The 15,407-nt window shown below is 73.6% G+C and carries 15 protein-coding genes; 1 reads left to right on the top strand and 14 read right to left on the bottom strand.

The window, feature by feature from the left end; translation table 11 throughout:
- Nucleotides 1-60: 60 nt before the first annotated feature.
- The 10 genes from B8281_RS13590 to pdxT form a co-directional block, all read right to left on the bottom strand.
- Complete coding sequence (locus B8281_RS13590) at nt 61-2,403, bottom strand: bifunctional (p)ppGpp synthetase/guanosine-3',5'-bis(diphosphate) 3'-pyrophosphohydrolase (RefSeq protein WP_043651895.1); 2,343 nt, start codon at nt 2,401-2,403, stop codon at nt 61-63.
- 74 nt (nt 2,404-2,477) lie between these two features.
- Nucleotides 2,478-3,083, bottom strand: a complete 606-nt coding sequence (locus B8281_RS13595) for an adenine phosphoribosyltransferase (protein WP_081895974.1) — start codon at nt 3,081-3,083, stop codon at nt 2,478-2,480.
- Nucleotides 3,080-4,198 (bottom strand): protein translocase subunit SecF, encoded by a 1,119-nt coding sequence (gene secF / locus B8281_RS13600; protein WP_043651870.1) that lies wholly within the window; start codon nt 4,196-4,198, stop codon nt 3,080-3,082. The genes B8281_RS13595 and secF overlap by 4 nt, the downstream gene beginning before the upstream one ends.
- Nucleotides 4,198-6,195, bottom strand: a complete 1,998-nt coding sequence (gene secD / locus B8281_RS13605) for a protein translocase subunit SecD (protein WP_232322573.1) — start codon at nt 6,193-6,195, stop codon at nt 4,198-4,200. The genes secF and secD overlap by 1 nt, the downstream gene beginning before the upstream one ends.
- 81 nt (nt 6,196-6,276) lie before the next feature.
- A complete protein-coding gene (gene yajC / locus B8281_RS13610; RefSeq protein WP_021483634.1) occupies nt 6,277-6,735 on the bottom strand; it encodes a preprotein translocase subunit YajC in 459 nt (152 codons plus the stop codon).
- A 188-nt stretch (nt 6,736-6,923) separates the two neighbouring features.
- Nucleotides 6,924-8,000, bottom strand: coding sequence for a Holliday junction branch migration DNA helicase RuvB (ruvB, locus tag B8281_RS13615; RefSeq protein ID WP_061267253.1), 1,077 nt, complete (start codon nt 7,998-8,000; stop codon nt 6,924-6,926).
- A gap of 2 nt (nt 8,001-8,002) precedes the next feature.
- On the bottom strand, nt 8,003-8,638 hold the full coding sequence (gene ruvA, locus B8281_RS13620) for a Holliday junction branch migration protein RuvA (RefSeq protein ID WP_043651863.1): 636 nt from the start codon (nt 8,636-8,638) through the stop codon (nt 8,003-8,005).
- A 197-nt stretch (nt 8,639-8,835) separates the two neighbouring features.
- On the bottom strand, nt 8,836-9,405 hold the full coding sequence (gene ruvC, locus B8281_RS13625; RefSeq protein ID WP_034654762.1) for a crossover junction endodeoxyribonuclease RuvC: 570 nt from the start codon (nt 9,403-9,405) through the stop codon (nt 8,836-8,838).
- 200 nt (nt 9,406-9,605) lie between these two features.
- Nucleotides 9,606-10,367: a YebC/PmpR family DNA-binding transcriptional regulator gene (locus B8281_RS13630; protein WP_021483558.1), complete on the bottom strand. Its 762-nt coding sequence runs from the start codon at nt 10,365-10,367 to the stop codon at nt 9,606-9,608.
- A 6-nt stretch (nt 10,368-10,373) separates the two neighbouring features.
- Nucleotides 10,374-11,036, bottom strand: coding sequence for a pyridoxal 5'-phosphate synthase glutaminase subunit PdxT (gene pdxT, locus B8281_RS13635; RefSeq protein ID WP_076404917.1), 663 nt, complete (start codon nt 11,034-11,036; stop codon nt 10,374-10,376).
- An 83-nt stretch (nt 11,037-11,119) separates the two neighbouring features.
- Between pdxT and B8281_RS13640 the strand changes: the two genes are divergently transcribed.
- A complete protein-coding gene (locus B8281_RS13640; protein ID WP_085388002.1) occupies nt 11,120-11,791 on the top strand; it encodes a hypothetical protein in 672 nt (223 codons plus the stop codon).
- Between the two features lie 6 nt (nt 11,792-11,797).
- On the opposite strand, the gene B8281_RS13645 is transcribed toward B8281_RS13640, so the two are convergent.
- The 4 genes from B8281_RS13645 to B8281_RS13660 form a co-directional block, all read right to left on the bottom strand.
- Nucleotides 11,798-12,361 (bottom strand): NUDIX hydrolase, encoded by a 564-nt coding sequence (locus B8281_RS13645; RefSeq protein ID WP_085388003.1) that lies wholly within the window; start codon nt 12,359-12,361, stop codon nt 11,798-11,800.
- A 59-nt stretch (nt 12,362-12,420) separates the two neighbouring features.
- Nucleotides 12,421-13,269 (bottom strand): pyridoxal 5'-phosphate synthase lyase subunit PdxS, encoded by an 849-nt coding sequence (pdxS, locus tag B8281_RS13650; protein WP_051027591.1) that lies wholly within the window; start codon nt 13,267-13,269, stop codon nt 12,421-12,423.
- Between the two features lie 284 nt (nt 13,270-13,553).
- Complete coding sequence (locus tag B8281_RS13655; protein ID WP_085388004.1) at nt 13,554-14,204, bottom strand: hypothetical protein; 651 nt, start codon at nt 14,202-14,204, stop codon at nt 13,554-13,556.
- Complete coding sequence (locus tag B8281_RS13660) at nt 14,201-15,406, bottom strand: glycosyltransferase family 4 protein (RefSeq protein WP_198163234.1); 1,206 nt, start codon at nt 15,404-15,406, stop codon at nt 14,201-14,203. The genes B8281_RS13655 and B8281_RS13660 overlap by 4 nt, the downstream gene beginning before the upstream one ends.
- Nucleotide 15,407 lies beyond the last annotated feature (1 nt).

Below are 15,407 nucleotides of genomic sequence, written 5' to 3' on the forward strand. Positions count from 1 at the left end.
TGCCACCGGGCCTGCCGCCCTGCGCGGCGTGGTGCCGCCGAGCCGCCTCCCCGCCCCGGCTCAGGCGGGGAGCTGCGCCGTCTCGGCGGCCTTCGTCCCCGTGATGCGGTAGACGTCGAACACGCCGTCGACCTTGCGGACCGCGCTGAGGACCTGCGCGAGGTGCGCGGGCTCCGCCATCTCGAAGACGAAGCGGGACATCGCCACGCGGTCGTTCGAGGTCGAGACGGTCGCCGAGAGGATGTTCACGTGATTGTCCGACAGGACGCGCGTCACGTCGGAGAGCAGGCGCGCGCGGTCGAGCGCCTCGACCTGGATCTGCACGAGGAACATGGCGTTGCTGCCCGTGGTCCACGAGACGTCGACGATCCGCTCGGGCTGGTTTCGCAGCCCGACGACGTTCGCGCAGTCCGCGCGGTGCACGCTCACGCCCTGCCCGCGCGTGACGAACCCGATGATCTCGTCGCCCGGGACCGGGGTGCAGCACTTCGCGAGCTTGACCCAGATGTCGTCGACGCCCTTGACCATGACGCCCGGGTCGCCCGTGCGCACGCGGCGCGCGGTGTTCCCGGGGCGCGCGGTCTCGGCGACGTCCTCGACCGTGCCCTCCTCGCCGCCCATCGCCTGGACGAGCTTGGAGACGACGTTCGCCGCCGACACCTGGCCCTCGCCGATCGCCGCGTACAGCGCGGTGACGTCCGCGAAGCGGAGCTCGTTGGCGAGCGCGACGAGCGACTCGTGCGACAGCAGGCGCTGGATCGGCAGGTTCTGCTTGCGCATCGCCTTGGCGATCGCGTCCTTGCCGTGCTCGACGGCCTCCTCGCGGCGCTCCTTGGAGAACCACTGCCGGATCTTGTTGCGCGCCCGCGGGCTCTTGACGAAGGCGAGCCAGTCACGGCTCGGACCCGCGTTCTCGGACTTCGAGGTGAGGACGTCGACCGAGTCGCCGTTCTCGAGCGTCGAGTCGAGCGGGACGAGCCGGCCGTTGACGCGCGCGCCCATGGTCCGGTGCCCGACCTCGGTGTGCACCGCGTAGGCGAAGTCGACCGGCGTCGAGCCCGCCGGCAGCGCCATGACGTCGCCCTTGGGAGTGAAGACGTAGACCTCCGCGCCGCCGATCTCGAAGCGCAGCGAGTCGAGGAACTCGGCCGGGTCGGCCGTCTCGCGCTGCCAGTCCACGAGCTGGCGCAGCCACCGCATGTCGTTGGCCGCGGCGTCGTCCTTCGCCGTCTTGCCGCCCGACTTCGCGGTCTCCTTGTACTTCCAGTGCGCCGCGACGCCGTACTCCGCGCGCCGGTGCATCTCGTGCGTGCGGATCTGGATCTCGACCGGCTTCCCGCCCGGCCCGATGACCGTCGTGTGCAACGACTGGTACATGTTGAACTTCGGCATCGCGATGTAGTCCTTGAACCGCCCCGGCACGGGGTTCCACCGCGCGTGCAGCGCACCGAGCGCGGCGTAGCAGTCCCGGACGCTGTCCACCAGGACGCGCGCGCCGACGAGGTCGTAGATCTCCGCGAAGTCGTGGCCGCGCACGATCATCTTCTGGTAGATCGAGTAGTAGTGCTTCGGCCGGCCGGTGACGGTCGCCTTGATCTTCGCGCTGCGCAGGTCGGCCGTGACCTGCTCGCGCACGACGGCCAGGTACTCCTCGCGCGCCGGCGCGCGCTCGGCGACGAGGTGGACGATCTCGTCGTACACCTTGGGGTACAGGGCCTGGAACGACAGGTCCTCGAGCTCCCACTTGATCGTGTTCATGCCGAGGCGGTGGGCGAGCGGCGCGTAGATCTCGAGCGTCTCGCGCGCCTTGCGCCCCGCCGACGACGACGACACGTACTTCCAGGTGCGCGCGTTGTGCAGGCGATCGGCGAGCTTGATGACGAGCACACGGATGTCCCGTGCCATGGCGACGACCATCTTGCGCACCGTCTCGGCCTGCGCCGCGTCGCCGTACGTGACCTTGTCGAGCTTGGTCACGCCGTCGACGAGCATGGCGATCTCCTCGCCGTACTCCTCGGTGAGCTGCGCGAGCGAGTAGTCGGTGTCCTCGACCGTGTCGTGCAGCAGCGCGGCGGCGAGCGTCGACCCGTCGAACCCGAGCTCGGCGAGGATCGTCGCGACCGCGACGGGGTGCGTGATGTACGGGTCGCCGCTCTTGCGCAGCTGGCCACGGTGGGCGCGCTCGGCGGTCTCGTACGCGCGCTCGATGACGCTCAGGTCCGTGCGCGGGTGGTTGGTGCGGACGGCCTGGAGCACCGGCTCGAGCGCCGGGCTGCCCGCGTTGGGGCGCGCGCCGAAGCGGACCAGGCGCGAGCGCACGCCGCGCCCGCCCGAGCCGCCGGTGCCGGAGGTCGGGGCGCCCGCGCGCTCAGGAGCGCGCGACGTCCGGGTGTTCTCGCTCATGCGCGCCTCCTTCCGCAGGGCGGCCGCCACCGGCACGATGCCGGCGACCAGCCGAGACGACCGGAGTGGCAATCCTACGACTCGACGTGGACCAGCGTGGCCACCTCGCGGCCCGCGAGCCGCTCGCGGCCGCCCAGGCCCTCGAGCTCGAGCAGGAACGCCAGGCCAACCACGACGCCTCCCCCGCGCTCGACGAGCTCGGCGCCCGCGGCCGCCGTGCCCCCGGTCGCGAGCACGTCGTCCACCACGAGAACACGCGCACCCGGGGGCAGTGTTCCCGACCGGAGCTCGATGGTCGCGGTGCCGTACTCGAGGTCGTAGGTGACGGTGTCCGTGGGCGGCGGGAGCTTGCCCGCCTTGCGCAGCGGCACGAACCCGACGCCGAGGTGCGTGGCGAGCGGCGCCCCGATGAGGAACCCCCGCGCCTCCATGCCCGCGACGAGGTCGACCCCGCCCGCGGCGCGCGCGACGTCGCCGAGCGCCTCGACCACGTGGCCGAAGGCGTCGCCGTCGGCCAGCAGGCCGGTGATGTCCCGGAAGACGATCCCGGGTCCCGGGTAGTCCGGGACGGCGCGGACGAGCTCGAGCACGCGCGAGGCGCGCTCCGGGCCGAGGCCGGCGAGGTGGACGGCGCGCAGGCCGCCCGCCTCGCCGGCCGGCACGTGACCGGGTGCCGTCATCGGGGACGACGGCGGCGCGGCTGCGCCTTGTTGCCCTGGTGCGCGCCCGGCTGGAGCTGGCGGTGCCCCGCCCCGACGCCGGCCGCCGCGAGCGCGGCGTCCTCCTCGTCGCCCGCGACCTCGGCCCGCTCCGCGCGCAGCGCGAGGACCTTGGCCGTGTGCTCCTGGATCGGCTTCTCGCGCTCGCGCAGCGCGACCTCGAGCGGCGTCGCGAGGTACACCGACGAGTACGCGCCGACGGCCATGCCGACGAAGAGCGCGAGCGCGATGTCGCGCAGCGTGCCCGCGCCCAGCAGGAACGCCCCGATGAAGAGGATGCCCGCGACGGGGAGCAGCGCGACGACGGACGTGTTGATCGAGCGCACGAGCGTCTGGTTGATCGCGAGGTTGGCCCGCTCGGCGTACGTGCTGCGCGTCTGGTCGAGGACGCCCGCGGTGTTCTCGCGGACCTTGTCGAAGACCACGACCGTGTCGTAGATCGAGTACGCGAGGATCGTCAGGAGGCCGATCACCGTCGCCGGCGTGATCTCCCAGCCGATCGCCGCGTAGATGCCCACCGTGACGATGAGGTCGTGGAACAGCGCGATGACCGCGGCGAGCGCCATGCGCCAGTTCCGGAAGTAGATCGTCATGACCAGGCTCACGAGGAGCAGGAAGACGACGAGGCCGACGATCGCCTTCTGGGAGACGTCCTTGCCCCAGGTGGGGCCGATGTACGAGCTCGTCACCTCCCCCTCGGACACGTCGTACGCGCTCGCGAGCTCGACGGCGACCTGCTCGACCTGCGCGTTGCTGAGTTCCGCCGTCTGCACCCGCACGGTGCTGGAGCCCACCGAGGTGACGCGCGGCACCTCCTCGGGGGCGACCGCCGCGACGGCGTCGAGCGCCGGCTGCTGCGAGGTGTCCGAGACGCCCGAGACGGTGAACTCCGACCCGCCGCGGAACTCGATGCCGAGGTTGAGCCCGTCACCGGCGATCCGGACCCCGATGATGCCGAGGGACAGGACGACCAGGACGAGCGCCACCACGAAGTAGGCGCGCCGCTTGGCGACGATGGCGTAGGACCGGCGGCCCGTGTACAGGTCGTTGCCCCACTGGGCGAAACCGCTGGCCATCAGTGCTTCTCCTCGTTCTCGTCGCCCGCCGCGTCAGCGGCCGGGGACCCCTCGTCGCCGTCCGCGGAGGCGGCGGCCCGCCGCTCGGCGGCACGGCGCTCGGCGATGGTCATGCGCGGGCCGTCGGACCGGCCGACGCCGGCACCGACCGTCTCCCGGACGGGCGCCGTGCGCTCGCGCGCCGGGGCGTCCTGCACCGGCGCGTCCTCGACGACGTCGCCGCCGTCCGCGGGTGCCGTCGAGGTCGCCCCGACGACGCGGCCGCGACCTGCGTACCGCGTGCCGCGCACCCCGAGGCGCCGCGGGTCGAGACCCGACGCCGGGTGGCCGTTCGCGAAGAACTTGGTCCGGGCGAGGAGCTGCATGAGCGGGTGCGTGAAGAGGAACACCACGATCAGGTCGACCAGGGTGGTCAGGCCCAGCGTGAACGCGAAGCCGCGCACGCCGCCGACCGCCAGGTAGTACAGGACCACCGCGGCGACGAAGTTCACCGCGTCCGAGGCGAGGATCGTGCGGCGGGCACGCTGCCAGCCCTTCTCCACGGCGGAGTTCAGCGTCCGGCCGTCGCGCAGCTCGTCGCGGATGCGTTCGAAGTACACGATGAACGAGTCCGCGGTGATACCGATCGCGACGATGAGCCCCGCGACGCCGGCGAGAGACAGGCGGTACCCGATCGTCCACGAGAGCACCGAGATCACGCCGAACGTCACGACGGCCGCGATGCCGAGCGACGCGACGGTGACCAGGCCGAGCACGCGGTACTGGAAGAGCGAGTAGATGACGACCAGCAGCAGGCCGATCGCGCCCGCGAGCAGACCCTTCTCGAGCTGCTCGGAGCCGAGCGTCGCGGAGATCTGCTCCTGGCTCTGCACCTCGAACGTCAGGGGAAGCGAGCCGAAGTTGAGCTGGTTCGCGAGCGTCGCCGCGCTGTCTCGCGTGAAGCTGCCCGAGATCTCGGCCTTGCCGTCGGGGATCGCGACCTGCGAGACGGGTGCCGAGATGACGAGGCCGTCGAGGACCATCGCGAACTGGTTCTGCGGCGACGGGAGCGTCGTGAGACGCGTCGTGACGTCACGGAAGGCCTTGGTGCCCTCGGAGTCGAACTCGATGTTGACGACCCACTCGTTGGTGACGACGCCGTTCTGCCCGACGCGCAGGCCGGAGCTCGCGTTCGAGATGTCGGTGCCCTCGATCTCGACCGGGCCGAGGATGTACTTGGCCGTGCCGTCGTCGGCGCACGAGACGAACGCGCTGTCGGTCGGGCCGCTGTCGCCGCCCACGAGGTTCTCGGGGAGCGTGCAGTCGAGCGCGTCGAACTGCGCCTGCAGCTCCGGCGTGATCTGCGCGAGGTCGCTCGGGTTCTCCGGGCGGGTCGTCTCCGGCGCCGGGTCCGTCGTGGCGTCGTCCGCCGGGGCGTCCGTCGCTGCGTCGGCCGCCGGGTCGGTGCCGTCCTCGGCCGCCGGGTCCGTCGCGCCGTCGGTGGCGGCGTCCGCGGACTCCGTCGCGTCCGGGGCGTCCTCGGCCGCGGCGTCGTCGCCCGCGGCCGGGTCGGTGGACTCGTCGGCGGGCGTCGCCGTCGGCATGCCCACGGAGAGCACGGGGCGGAAGCGCATCTGGGCCGAGGTGCTGACGAGGTCGATGGTCTCCTGGGACGGCTGCCCCGGGATGCCGACGACGATGTTGTTGCGGCCCTGGCTCGTGATCTCGGCCTCGGAGACACCCTGCGCGTCGATGCGCTGGCGGATGACGTTGATCGCCTGGTTGATGTCCTCGGCCGTCGGCTGCGAGCCGTCGGTGGTGACGGGCTCCAGGATGATCTGCGTGCCACCCTCGAGATCGAGCGCGAGGCCCGGGGTGAGGCTCGCCCCGCCCGGGTTGTCCTCGGTCTTCGGGTCGAGCTTCGTGCCCGCGAAGAGGGACCCGAAGAGGACGACGATGAGGATTCCCAGGGTGACGAGGGTCCGTACGGGCCTCGCTCGTGTGCTGCTGGTGGCCAACTGTCCGTCTCTTCTCGTGCGTGTGCGGTGGGCCTCGCGGCCCACCGCGTCAGGCCGGTCGCGGCAGCGACCGGCATAGGGTCACTTGATGTCGGTGCCGTCGTCCCGGCGTCCGCGGTCCTTCTCCGACCGGTCGTCGGTCAGACCGGAGAGGTCGTCGGGCACGACGAGGTCGTCGACGTCGCCCTTCGTGGTGGTCCCGGCGTCGGCACCGGCGGTGCCGTACTCGGCCGCGTCCTCGGACGCGTCGTCCGCCGTCGTCTCCTCGGTCTCCTCGACCGGGGGCTCGACGAGCTTGGCGATCGCGGCGCGCAGCCACCGGGACTGGTTGCCCGGCGTCGACTCGATGGTGATGACGTCGGCCTCGTCGTCGACGTCGACGACCGTGCCGAACATGCCCGAGCCCGTCATCACCTCCTGCCCGGGGGCGAGGGTCGCCCGGAAGTTCTGGGCCTCGCGCTGCTGCTTGCGGGTGCGGCTGGTCATGAGGAACATCGCACCCGCCGCGAGGGCGAGGATGAGGATGAAGCTGATATCCATGACGGAGTCTCGTGTCCTGTTCTGTGCGGGATCTGCGCGCAGTCTAGGCGTGCGCGCACGGTTCACCAACGAGCCGTCTCGCCGCGGAGTTCCGCCCGCCCGGGTCCGACCATTCTAGGACCACCCGCGGAGCGCCTGTGACCGCCGTCACGGAGCGTCCTCGCGAGCCCGTGACCGCCGGCGTCGCCTCAGGCGTCGAAGAGCGTGCCGCCCTCGCGCGGCGGGGTGAGCCCGAGGTGTGCCCAGGCGGCCGGGGTCGCGACGCGGCCCCGCGGCGTCCGCCCGATCAGCCCCTCGCGCACGAGGTACGGCTCGGCCACGGTCTCGACCGTCTCCGCCTCCTCGCCCACCGTCACCGCGAGCGTCGTCAAGCCCACGGGACCGCCGTTGAAGCGGGTGCACAGCGCGGTGAGCACCGCGCGGTCGAGCCGGTCGAGGCCGATCGGGTCCACCTCGTAGACCTCGAGGGCCGCGCGCGCGGCCGCGAGGTCCATGGTCCCGTCGCCGCGCACCTGCGCCCAGTCGCGCACGCGCCGCAGCAGGCGGTTCGCGATGCGGGGCGTCCCGCGCGAGCGCCCCGCGATCTCGCGGGCGGCCTGGGGGTCGAGCGCGACGCCCAGCAGGCCGGCCGAGCGCGTCAGCACGCGCTCGAGCTCGTCGCCCGAGTAGAAGTCCAGGTGCCCGGTGAAGCCGAACCGGTCGCGCAGCGGCGCGGGCAGGAGCCCGGCGCGCGTCGTCGCGCCGACCGCCGTGAACGGCGGCAGCGAGAGCGGGATGGCGCTCGCCCCGGCCCCCTTGCCCACGACGACGTCGACGCGGAAGTCCTCCATCGCCATGTAGAGGAGCTCCTCGGCCGGTCGCGCGAGCCGGTGGATCTCGTCGATGAACAGGACCTCGCCCTCCTCGAGCGAGGACAGCACCGCCGCGAGGTCGCCGGCGTGCTGGATCGCGGGCCCCGACGTCACGCGCAGCGACGTGCCGAGCTCCGCGGCGATGATCATGGCGAGCGTCGTCTTGCCGAGCCCGGGTGGCCCCGACAGGAGGACGTGGTCGGGTGCGCTCCCCCGCGCGAGCGCGGCCTGGAGCACGAGCGACAGCTGGTCGCGCACGACGGCCTGGCCGACGAACTCCTCCAGCCGTCGTGGCCGGAGCGCGGCCTCGGCCGCGCGCTCGAGGTCGTCCGCGCCCGCCGCGACGATGCGCTCGGACGAGAACGTGCCGTCCCCGCCGAGGTCGTCGAGTCCCACCTGGTCGAAGGTCGCCATCGTCAGCTCCTCGGCCCGCCGAGCACCCGCAGCGCGGCACGCAGCGCGCCCGCCACGTCGGGTGCCTCGACGACGTCGACGCCCGCCTCGGCGAGCACGGTGGACACCGCGTCGTCCGCGGCCTTGAGGTTCCAGCCGAGCCCGACGAGGGCCTCGACCACCTGGTCGCGTCGGTCCTCCGGACGCGGCGCCGACGCCGACGCAGTCGATCCCGCCTCGGGAGCGTCGGCACCCGTGGGCGGGCCGAGCTTGTCGCCGAGCTCGAGCGCGATCCGCTGCGCGCCCTTGTTGCCGATGCCCGGGACGCGCACGAGCGCGGCGATGTCGGCGCCCGCGACCGCACGGCGCAGGCCGTCGGGCGTGTGCACGGCGAGCATCGCGAGAGCGAGGCGCGGACCGACGCCGCTCACGGTCTGGACGGTCTCGAAGACGGCGCGCTCGTCGTCGTCGGCGAAGCCGTAGAGCGTGAACGAGTCCTCGCGCACGACGAGGCTTGTCGCGAGGCGCGCCGTCTCCCCGACGCGCAGGCCGGCGAGCGTGGCGGGCGTGGCGTGGACGAGGTAGCCCACTCCCCCGACCTCGAGCACGGCGCGGTCGAGCTGGACGCTCGCCACGACACCGCTCAGGGACGCGATCACGCAGGCTCCTCTCCCGGCCGGCAGCCCCGGCCTGGTCCGATGGTCCGCCGGCCCGAGGACCGCCGTCGGGCCGCGCGCCGAGGGGCGCGTCGAACACCCGTACGACCGCGGTCACTCTAGCAAGGGCCGCCCACCCGCCGACCGACCGACACGGACCGCCGGCACCCCCACCGGCACGACCGGCGGAACCGGCGCCGCTAGCGCGGCGCGCGCCGTCCCTTCGCCGCGTGCTCGGCGGCCGCCCAGGCGCGCTGCGCGGCGGTGAGCTCGTGCCGCTCGCCGCCCTGGAGGGCGCCCGCGGGGCGCCAGAGGTGGCAGATCGCGAGCGCGAGCGCGTCGGCCGCGTCCGCGGGCTTTGGCGGCTCCGCGAGGCCGAGGATCCCCGCGACCATGCGCTGGACCTGCTCCTTGCCGGCGCGTCCGCTCCCCGTGACCGCGGCCTTGACCTCCGACGGCGTGTGCAGCGCGACGGGGACGCCCCGCTTCGCCGCCCCGACCATCGCGATGCCCGCGGCCTGCGCGGTGCCCATGACCGTCCCGACGTTGTGCTGCGCGAACACGCGCTCGACCGCCACGACGTCGGGCACGTGCTCGTCGAACCACGCGTCCAGCCGCTCCGCGATCCGCAGCAGCCGCAGGTCCACGCTCAGCTCCGGGTCCGTCCGGATCACCCCGACCGCGACGAGCTCGGCCCGCCGCCCTCGCGCGGAGTCCACCACCCCGACACCGCACCGGGTCAGCCCAGGATCCACTCCGAGAACGCGCACGCCTCGACCCTTTCACGTGAACGGCACGGAGCGGCCGTGCCACGCGGTCCGGCGACGGACCAGCCAGCGGTGGGGCCGGGAGGTCGGTGCGCGGTCGTGGCGGGCCTGGCGGGAGCGGCGCGAGCGCCGCGGATGGTAGACCGCGCGCCGACCTTCCGGCCGCGCCGCGACCCGACCGTCAGGACGCGAGCTCCGCCGGATCAGTCGTCGTTCTCGAGCTCCGCCATGACCTCGTCCGACGCGTCGAAGTTGGCGTAGACGTTCTGCACGTCGTCGCTGTCCTCGAGCGCGTCGATGAGGCGCAGGATCTTGCGCGCGCCCTCGGCGTCGACCTCGACCTCCATGGACGGGTGCCAGATCGAGTCGGCGGAGTCGTACTCGATCCCCGCCTCCTGGATCGCGGTGCGCACGGCGACGAGGTCGCTCGCCTCGGACAGCACCTCGATGACGTCGCCGGAGTCGGTGACCTCCTCGGCCCCCGCCTCGAGCGCGGCGAGCATGACGTCGTCCTCGGTCACGCCCTCCGCCTTCGGCACGACGACGAGGCCCTTGCGCGCGAAGAGGTAGGACACGGAGCCCGGGTCGGCGAGGTTGCCGCCGTTGCGGCTGAACGCGAGGCGGACCTCGGAGGCCGCGCGGTTCTTGTTGTCGGTGAGGCACTCGACCAGGACGGCGATGCCGTTGGGGCCGTAGCCCTCGTACATGATCGTCTGGTAGTCGACGGCGTCGGCGCCGGTGCCCGAGCCGCGCTTGACGGCGCGGTCGATGTTGTCGTTGGGGACCGACGACTTCTTCGCCTTCTGGATGGCGTCGAACAGCGTCGGGTTGCCCGCGGGGTCACCGCCGCCCGTGCGCGCCGCGACCTCGATGTTCTTGATGAGCTTCGCGAAGAGCTTGCCGCGCTTGGCGTCGATGGCCGCCTTCTTGTGCTTGGTCGTGGCCCACTTGGAGTGCCCTGACATGCGTTCCTACCCCTTCGCGATTCTGACGAACAGCTCGTGCACGCGCGCGTCCCCGGAGATCTCCGGGTGGAACGAGGTGGCGAGCAGCGATCCCTGCTGGACTGCGACGATCCTACCGGCGGCAGCCGCCGGGATGCCGGGTGCGCCGTGCTCGGGGATCCGTGCGAGCACCTCGACCCCGGGCCCGGCCTCCTCGACCCAGGGCGCCCGGATGAACACGGCGTGCACCGCGTCCTCGTCCTGGCCCGGTCTCGGTGCGCCGTCGCGCCCGTCGTCCGCCGGCGCCAGACCCGCGAACGCGAGGTCGGTCTCGAACGAGTCGACCTGCCGGCCGAACGCGTTGCGCCGGACCGTCACGTCGAGCCCGCCGATGGTGCGCTGGTCGGCGGTGCCGCCCAGGATGCGGTCGGCGAGCAGGATCATGCCGGCGCACGAGCCGTAGACGGGCAGGCCCTCGGCGATGCGCGCGCGCAGCGGCTCGTCGAGCTCGAAGATGCGCAGGAGCTTGTCGATGGTCGTCGACTCGCCACCAGGGAGCACGAGCCCGTCGACCGCGGCGAGCTCCTCGGGGCGGCGGACGCCGACCGTGCGGGCGCCCGCGGCCTCGAGCGCGGCGCGGTGCTCGCGCACGTCGCCCTGGAGGGCGAGGACACCGATCGTGATCGTCACGAAGGGGAATGATACGTCGGCGGCTCCGCCGCTTGTCCCGCGGTGGGCCTCCGGCCGCGCCCACGGTTGCTAGCCTCGCCGTCGTGACGTACCCGCCCGCCCCCGGCCAGCCCTACCCCGCGCCCGGTCCGGCGCCGTACCCCGGGGCGGCGCCGTGGCCCCCGCGCAGCACGCGCGGCGCCACGACGATGATCGTGGTCGGCGCCGTCGTGCTCGTGCTCGCGCTCGTGGCGGGGGTCCTCGGCGTCACGACGTTCGTCCGGGCGCTGCCGACCGGCGTGATCGACGGCGCGGGTCGGCCCGGGTCGGCGGCGCTCGCGTCGGGCGACGTGCCGGGCGAGGCGGAGCTCGAGGTCACGGGCGGCCAGCCGTACAGCATCTGGGCGGTGGGGAGCGCGGGGTCCTCGGACGGCGCGGGCTTCGACGTCGAGGACGTGACCGTGACCTGCGCCGACGGCGACCTCACGGTGAGCGCCCCGTCGGTGTCCGGCAGCTCCGGCCTGGGCTCCTCCCAGGCGACGACGGTGGCCGAGGTCACGCCGCCGGCGTCCGGGACGTGCACGGTGACCGTCGCGCAGGGCGCAGCGCCCGCGGGCACGACGTTCGTCGTCACCGAGGGCTGGCGCTTCGGCACGTTCTTCGCGACGCTCGGCGGCACGATCGTGCTGTGGTTCGTCGCGATCGGCGGCGGGCTGCTGGGCGCGGGGCTGCTCGTCGGCGGGATCGTGTGGCGGGTGATCGCCCGCCGGGCGTAGCGCCGGTCAGTCCGCGCGCGCCGTGCCGAGGTGCCGCGTCACGCCGTCCCACCCGCGCAGCAGCGGTGCGACGAGGTCGGGCAGCCCCTCGGGGAACACCTCGATCTGGACGCCGCGCAGGTCGTCGAGCGTCCACCAGCGCATCTCGTCGACGACGTCGAGCTCGACGTCGGTCCACCCGGCGCGGCTGAGCCCGCCGTCGCGGTCCGCCCCGGTGACGCGCGCGAGGAACAGCACCTCGTCCTGGCGGCAGTGCTGCCGGTAGAAGTCGAAGATCGCGCTGCGCGTGTACACCGGGCCGACGAGCGCGCCCGGGTCGAGGCGCAGGCCCGTCTCCTCGTGGACCTCGCGCAGCGCGGCGTCGACGTCGCTCTCGCCCGGGTCCACTCCCCCGCCGATCGTGAACCACCACGAGCGCTCGGGCTGGTCGACGTCGTGCCCGCGCGCCAGGAGGATGCGATCGGCGTCGTCGAGGAGCAGCACGCGCGCGCCGCGACGGAAGTACAGGCCGTCGTCCCCGAGCACCCAGTCGGGGCCCAGGGACGACGGCGCTCCGGCGGCCTCGGCCACGACGGCTCAGCCGTCCGTCGTCGGCACGACGACGGACGGCTGCGACGCGCGGCGGTCGGTCACCAGCCGCGCTCGGCCAGACGGTGCGGGACGGGGATGTCGTCGACGTTGATGCCGACCATCGCCTCGCCGAGACCGCGCGAGACCTTGGCGATCACGTCGGGGTCGTCGTAGAACGTCGTCGCCTTGACGATGGCGGCCGCGCGCTGGGCGGGGTTGCCGGACTTGAAGATGCCCGAGCCCACGAACACGCCCTCGGCTCCGAGCTGCATCATCATCGCGGCGTCGGCCGGGGTCGCGATCCCGCCGGCCGTGAACATGACGACCGGGAGCTTGCCGGTCGCGGCGACCTCCTTGACGAGCTCGTACGGCGCCTGGAGCTCCTTCGCGGCGACGAACAGCTCGTCCTCGGGGAGCGACGTGAGGCGGCGGATCTCCCCGCGGATGGTGCGCATGTGCGTGGTCGCGTTGGAGACGTCGCCCGTGCCGGCCTCGCCCTTGGAGCGGATCATCGCGGCGCCCTCGGTGATGCGACGCAGCGCCTCGCCGAGGTTGGTCGCCCCGCACACGAACGGGACGGTGAACTGCCACTTGTCGATGTGGTTGGCGTAGTCCGCGGGCGTGAGGACCTCGGACTCGTCGACGTAGTCCACGCCGAGCGACTGCAGCACCTGCGCCTCGACGAAGTGGCCGATGCGCGCCTTGGCCATCACGGGGATGGAGACGGCCTCGATGATCCCGTCGATCATGTCCGGGTCGGACATGCGCGAGACGCCGCCCTGGGCGCGGATGTCGGCGGGCACCCGCTCCAGCGCCATGACCGCCACGGCCCCGGCGTCCTCGGCGATCTTCGCCTGCTCGGGCGTGACGACGTCCATGATGACGCCGCCCTTGAGCATCTCCGCCATCCCCCGCTTGACCTTCGCGGTGCCGACCGCGCCGGCACCCTCCGTGGTCGCGGCGCCCGGGGCGCTCTCGGCAGGGACGTTCTGGTCGGCCACGTTGGTCACCGGTACCTCACACCTTCAGGTCAGGGGAACGTCGCGCGCTCGCGCGCGGACGCCGTCGAACAGGCTCGACGGCACATGCTCCCACGCGCTCCCCATCCTATCGCCGGGCCGTCCACGGCTCCGGTCCCCGGACCGGCCGGGAGCGGGCCGCCGGGCCCGGTACGACCCGCGAGAGCCGCCCCTCAGTCGGGGGTGACCGCGCTGGCGACGGGGCGCACGAGCGCGTCGGGCGCGGCGTCGTCGAGCTCGACCGTGACGGGCATCGGCGCGTGGCCCGCGAGGTGGAACAGACGCACCCACCACTTGCTGCGCACGCGCAGCGCCTGGGCGACGGCCTCGTTGTGGAAGCGGCGCGCGAGCTGGGCGCGGTACCACGCGGCGGACAGCGTCGCGAGCAGCTCGTCGCCCGCGGGGACCGACCGCACCTCGGCGAGGTCGTCCGCGTCCTCCAGCGCGGAGCGCAGGGTCGCGGTGAGGTCGCTCTCCGCGAGCGCGCGCGACTCCGCCATGCCGCCCAGGAGGCGCCGGGGCCGCGGGCCGTCCGCCGGCACGAGGCCGGGCACCTGCTCACGGAGCCGGCGCGCGTCGGCGTCGTCGTCGAGGACGGCGTGCGCGGCCTCGGCGACGAGGACGGAGCTCGCGGGGTCGAGCTCGCCGGACGCCGCGAGGTCCACGGCGGCCGATGCGCGGCGCACGAGCTGGGCGTCCAGCGCCAGCCGCGACGCCATGACCTTGCGGTGGAGGCGGTCGAGCCGCGACGCGGCGACCCACAGCAGCCACGCGGCCAGGGCCGCGACGACGAGGACGAGGACGGCGGTCTCGGACCAGGTCACGGCTGACCCACCTCCTCCTCGCGGACGCGGCCCAGCAGCCGCCCGCCGCGGCGCGAGCGCGGGTCCTCGTGCACGGGGATGACCGCCTCGGACGCCGCGAGCACCATGTCGTAGACCGCGGAGACCTGGTCGGTGACCGCGGACCAGTCGAACCGCCGCACGAACTCGGCCGCACGCGCCCGGTGCGCCGCGCGGGCGTCGGGGTCCGCGAGGACGTCGACCACCGCGCGGGCCAGCGCCTCGGGGTCCCCGACGGGGAACAGCACGCCCGCGGCGCCGTCGTCGAGCACGCGGCGGAACGCGCCGAGATCGCTCGCGACGACGCACGCCCCGGCGCTCATGGCCTCCACGAGGACGATCCCGAAGCTCTCGCCCCCGGTCTGCGGCGCGATGTAGAGGTCCACCGACGCGAGCAGGCTCGCCTTGTCCTCGTCGCTCACGCCCCCGAGGAACTCGACGGAGGACGCGTGCGCGCCGAGCGCCTCGATCGCGGCGTCCCGGCCGTCGTCGCCGCGCCCGGCGACGAGGAACCGTGCGCCGGGGAGCTGCTCGAGGATCCGCGGGATCGCGGCCGTCAGGACGGGCAGGCCCTTGCGCGGCTCGTCGAGGCGCCCGAGGAACGCGATCGTCGGCGCCTCGGGCGTGCCCTGCCAGGCCGGGCTGGGCACGGCGTCGGCGAACGTGTCGACGTACACGCCGTTGGGGATGACGACGGCGTCCCCGCCCAGGTGGTCCACCAGCGTGCGCCGCGCGTCCTCCGAGACCGCGATGCGCGCGTCGATCTTCTCCAGGCTCTGCCGCACGAGCGGGTAGGCGACCTGGAGCGCGCGCGAGCGCACGAGCGACGTGTGGAACGTCGCGACGATCGGGCCCTGCGCGATCCAGAGCGCGAGCATGCTCAGCGAGGGCGTCACGGGCTCGTGCAGGTGCAGCACGTCGAACCGTCCGGCGTCGAGCCACCGGCGCACGCGGCCCGCCGTGCGCGGGCCGAACGTGAGCCGCGCGACCGAGCCGTTGTAGCGCACCGGCACCGCACCGCCGGCGGAGGTGAGGTAGTCCGGGACGGGCGTGTCGTCGTCGGCCGGGGCGAGCACGGAGACCTCGTGGCCCCGCGCCATGAGCGCCTCGGCGAGGTCGCGCACGTGGAACTGCACGCCGCCGGGGGCGTCGAACGAGTAGGGGCACACGATGCCCACGCGCAGG

This window comes from Cellulosimicrobium sp. TH-20 (genome assembly GCF_002105775.1).
Taxonomy (GTDB): Bacteria; Actinomycetota; Actinomycetes; order Actinomycetales; family Cellulomonadaceae; genus Cellulosimicrobium; species Cellulosimicrobium funkei.